Origin of the sequence: Rubrivirga sp. (assembly GCF_049648075.1) — a bacterium.
Taxonomy (GTDB): Bacteria; Bacteroidota; Rhodothermia; order Rhodothermales; family Rubricoccaceae; genus Rubrivirga.
The window spans coordinates 1-1,948 of sequence record NZ_JBARYR010000298.1 but is presented as its reverse complement, the minus strand read 5'-3'; the positions used below and the strand labels follow the sequence as shown (position 1 = coordinate 1,948).

Below are 1,948 nucleotides of genomic sequence, written 5' to 3'. Positions count from 1 at the left end.
CCGCACGCTCAGCGCGGACGGCCGAGGGCATGCGAGAGGACGAACGCGACAAGGGTGCTGACCCGGTCGAGTAAGAGCGCGGTGCGTCACCCCTGTGACCACTCCGATCTGTTACCCGTGTGACCGGCTCCTACAGGGGCAACGACTACTCTTCACGCGATTTATCGTCTGCCTTTCGTTGTACGTCTAGGGGCTTATCGGCTGGCGAAGAGGGCAGCTTGTCAATCGGGGTGAGGGTATGCGTCTCCCCTGTGATCTTGTCCTTGAGTTCGACTCCCGAATCGAGTTCACCCGAGAGCTCGTAGTGGCTAACTTCACCGCTTGAGCTTAGGTGGAATCCGGTTTCCCCGGCCAGTCTGAAATGGCCGCCTTCGATGAGGCCAATGCTCATGTCTGGTGAGACGCCGTATCGGCGATAGGCATCAGTCCCTGCTGCTTCGAACGTGTCCCGAATCGCGTCTCGCATCGCAACTGCCACCTGGTAGGTGCTCGCATCGTCACCGAGGGCGTCGATTCGAGTATCTACCGAGTCTCTAAGGTTCGGCACAGAAGCACCAGAGCCAATGGCGCAAAAGCCATCTTGAGGGAAGCGTTCAAGTTCTGCGACCATGCCCGGTGCGACAGGGTTGGGAGGTTGGAAAACCCTAACAACCATAACTCGAGTCTGATTTCTATCTTTTTGGACTGCGAATACAACCCCTCTGGCTTCGCTACCGACAGAACCCGCCGCTTGATTCAGAGCCCGATGAAGGGGGCCTCCATTTTTTCGCGCTTCAGGCACTGAGACCCGATAGGCCGCCTTCTTGAGAAGTGGGGCTGCAACTTGCCAAAATGCAACCGCACCGGCCGCAAAGAAGCCCACCTTTGCTCCAGGTCGTCCGCCAGCGTCGAAAAATTTTAGCGCCTCGTCGCTTTGGAGCACGCCTCCACGGCCGTAGGAAATACGGAAGTCTGCCACGAACGCATAGCGGTTGCCGGGCAGCTTCTTTGCTACGATGAGAGTCATGTCGAGATGGGGCTGCGTGAAGCCATATAACGATTGTTCTACGGCGCTGAGCCGATAAATATCGGGCTCCGGCAGGTCAACGGCGTCGCGCAGTTCGGGGCCACCTTGTCGGCGGGGAAAATATCGGGGAGGAGTGGCGGAGTCGAGTGGGGTCCGGCACCTACCGAGATGCACAACACGCCTCCCGCCGATGCCCTCCCCGCCCCGCTCCGTTCTCGCCGCCGCGCTGGCGGTGCTTTTCGCCGCCCACGCTCCTACCGCTCTCGCACAGCCTGACGCCGACCCGTCTGCCTTGAGTCCCGAGACCATCGTCCTCGCCTCCGGCGCGACGGCCACCGTCGAGCCGCCCGGCCCCGACGGCGCGCTCGTCGGCGACGGGTTTACCTCCGGCTCCGTCGTCGTCACGGAGGCCCAGATGGAGGAGGCCCTCGGCGAGCTCGTCCGCGAGTACGAGCGGACCGGCCGCGCCGGCGTCTTGCGCCAGTCCACGGCGATGGTGTTCCCGTTCGGGCACAGCCAGCCGGTCCTGGCCGCCGCCCCGCTCCGGGCGTCGGTGATCGAGTTGCAGGAGGGCGAGGCCGTCCTGGGCGTCGTCGCGGGCGACACCGAGCGGTTCGCCATCGAGCAGACGCAGACCGGGCCAACCGGGCGGACCCCGCTCGTCGTCGTGAAGCCGCTGGCCCACGACGTGACCACGAACCTCGTGATCTCGACCGACCGCCGGGTCTACCACGTCACGCTCGACGCGGCGCCGGCGCCGAGCCGTAGCCGCTCGGCTGAAAACCCCCAGCCCCGCTACGCCCGTCACATCCGGTTTTACTACCCCGACGACGTGCTTGCGGCGGCCCAAGCCGAGGCCGTGGGCGTGTCCCGCGCGCCCGAGCCCGCCCCGTCGTTCTCGGACCTGGCCTCGGTCGACGAGCTCGACTTCTCGTACCGGGT

2 protein-coding genes are annotated in these 1,948 nt (G+C 64.4%); one reads left to right on the top strand and one right to left on the bottom strand.

Annotated elements, in window-relative coordinates; genetic code table 11:
• Window positions 1-145: 145 nt before the first annotated feature.
• Complete coding sequence (locus WBA11_RS08895) at window positions 146-1,006, bottom strand: hypothetical protein (RefSeq protein WP_424520344.1); 861 nt, start codon at window positions 1,004-1,006, stop codon at window positions 146-148.
• A 190-nt stretch (window positions 1,007-1,196) separates the two neighbouring features.
• Here WBA11_RS08895 and WBA11_RS08890 point away from each other — a divergent pair.
• Window positions 1,197-1,948 (top strand): TrbG/VirB9 family P-type conjugative transfer protein (locus WBA11_RS08890; protein WP_424520343.1); only part of this gene is annotated, 752 nt, incomplete at its 3' end.